The organism is Aminobacter sp. P4_H6_2 (genome assembly GCF_056400805.1).
The window spans coordinates 1-2,398 of record NZ_JBFUKO010000748.1; the positions used below are offsets into that span (position 1 = coordinate 1).

2 protein-coding genes and 2 pseudogenes are annotated in these 2,398 nt (G+C 59.4%); 2 read left to right on the plus strand and 2 right to left on the minus strand.

From position 1 onward, the window contains the following. Positions 1-172, minus strand: a pseudogene (locus AC1DUU_RS29575) (IS481 family transposase); the annotation flags it as partial. Positions 173-640: 468 nt separating this feature from the next. After that, positions 641-1,288 carry a site-specific integrase gene (locus tag AC1DUU_RS29580; RefSeq protein WP_476786884.1) on the minus strand — a complete coding sequence of 216 codons (648 nt, stop codon included), beginning with the start codon at positions 1,286-1,288 and terminating at the stop codon, positions 641-643. Between the two features lie 140 nt (positions 1,289-1,428). Between AC1DUU_RS29580 and AC1DUU_RS29585 the strand changes: the two genes are divergently transcribed. Both AC1DUU_RS29585 and AC1DUU_RS29590 read left to right on the plus strand, forming a co-directional pair. Then, a complete protein-coding gene (locus AC1DUU_RS29585) occupies positions 1,429-2,169 on the plus strand; it encodes a class I SAM-dependent methyltransferase (RefSeq protein ID WP_476786885.1) in 741 nt (246 codons plus the stop codon). Between the two features lie 57 nt (positions 2,170-2,226). Then, a pseudogene (locus AC1DUU_RS29590) lies at positions 2,227-2,398 on the plus strand (IS481 family transposase); the annotation flags it as partial.

The following is a 2,398-nucleotide window of genomic DNA, read 5'->3' on the forward strand; positions in this document are numbered from 1 at the left end:
CCCTCGGACCGGTCGGCAGATCGGCCACCGAAGTCCGCTCCCGCCATTTGGCGACGGTCTTCTGGTTGATTCCGTAGCGTTTCGCCAGCGCCCTCAGGCTCTCTTGACTATGCTGTATCGCTCGACGGACCGCCTCTGTCGTCGTGGCGCTCCCATGAAGAACCTGGCCCATAGTGCATCCCCTGTTTCGGCCAACAAGGATGCCCCATCAAAGCCTGGGATCAAACATCTAGTAGCCGCCGGTCTTCTGGGTAGTGGCTGTTTCCGCCGATGATCAGCAGCTTACCGGTCGGCATTGACGGTCTTTGCTGGCTACTGCACCAACCGCCGTAGGCGACGAGCTTCGGCCAAATGGCCTTATTCCGGTGGTTAAGCTTAAGCTTCAAGGGCGGATTGGAGCGCCGTATACGCAGACGGTCTTCCCAGAATTGACCCCCTTCGGCCCGACGGGCTCGCCCAACTTTTAAGCCCGTTCTCAATGCAAATCACATTCCCGCGCTATAGGAAGGCCGAGAGCAGAAGTAGTGCTGCTGATCGACGAGGCCGATGACTTACTCGAAATCCTAACGACCTCGACCGGCAGCACAGGCGGGCTTGGGGGCTGCCCTGAGGCCATAGCAATGGACCTTGCCCATTGTGCCTAGGCCCTCCCTGGCAATTTCACCGCCTCGACACAAGCCCTCAACTGGATTTCCGACGCACCCTCAGTGTAAGCGCCAAACGTGACGTCACTGCCCTTCTTGCCCGGTACGTGGCCAACAACCTCCTTGACCGTCTCGACGGCGTGGCCAGCGTGTCGCGCCTGAGTGATGAACCAACGCGTAGCCGAATGGAAGTTCACCAGCGACCGGCGCTGGCCCGCCCGCATGTCGTCGACGCCAAGGTGCTTGCGAAAACGGTTGAAGCACTTCCCTAGCCTGTCGCCGGAGTCGCGTAGGCTGGCCCCTTCGTGGAACAGCATTCGGTCCCTTGCTTTCGGTACGTCGCCGAACGTTCTCGACCAAGTCCGGGCGAACAGGAACCTTGCGAGCAGCGGACATGTCTTGCCCTGCTGAAAGTCAAATACGTCGTGGACTTCCTCGAACCCCAGCATGATAACCTCCGCAAGCCTCATCCCCGACAGCGCCGAAATACGAGGGACATCTTCGATCTGTTGCCGGTCTTCAGGCTCCATGCCTTTCGGCCACTCCGAATAGAGCAGGGTCCGCAATTCCTGTTCGGTGAACGCCCGCTCCTTGTCACGATCACCGCGCTCATTCGGCCTTCCCGCGTACCGTCGAGCACTCACCGAATATTGCGGTACTGCCAGGTTGTATTACTCGCTACCCGAATGGCTGTGTTGACGAGGAAGGCTGGTTTGGCTCGAATATTAGGGTGGGGACAAGTGCCGAACCTGTAATCCAGCTACGGGAAGGAGAGGGGAAAGCCATGCCAACGCCGCACAATTTTTCGGAGGGCGATGCGCCGATCGCGCTTCAGACATCGTTCTGGAACGGATGGAACGCCGACAATCGCGAGCACCAGATGAGTGAAGTCAGCGCCCGCCAAGCTGAAGTCATCTTGGGCTGGATAGACGATATCGGCCGAGAAAACCTCGACATACTGGACGTCGGCTGCGGCAGCGGCTGGTTCGCGCCCGCACTTTCGCGCTACGGCAAGGTGACGGCGACTGACCTTTCCGACGATGTGCTGAACCGCGCAGCGAAGCGGTGGCCGCATGTGACATTCACACCGGGCGATTTCATGGCCCTGGATTTTGGCAAAGCGACGTTCGACGTCATCGTGACCCTTGAGGTCCTGTCCCATGTCTTCGATCAACAGGCCTTCATCCGCAAGCTTTCCAGCCATCTGCGGCCTGGCGGACATTTGATGCTGGCAACACAGAACCGACATGTTCTCGAAAAATACAACGCAATTCCCCCGCCTGCCCCGGGCCAGTTGCGCCGCTGGGTCTACCAGCACGAACTTGCTGACCTCCTGGCGCCTGAATTCGAACCGCTGCACCTGTTCACGGTGTCGCCGATCGCACGCAAAGGCATCATGCGGCTGGTCAACTCCTGGAAGCTGAATGCTCCCGTCCGCGCTGTTTTTGGCAATCGCGTCGAAAGGATGAAGGAACGCATGGGATTCGGGTGGACATTGATGTCGCTGTCGAGGAAGCGCGCCTAGATGTTTGATCCCAGGCTTTGATGGGGCATCCTTGTTGGCCGAAACAGGGGATGCACTATGGGCCAGGTTCTTCATGGGAGCGCCACGACGACAGAGGCGGTCCGTCGAGCGATACAGCATAGTCAAGAGAGCCTGAGGGCGCTGGCGAAACGCTACGGAATCAACCAGAAGACCGTCGCCAAATGGCGGGAGCGGACTTCGGTGGCCGATCTGCCGACCGGTCCGAGGG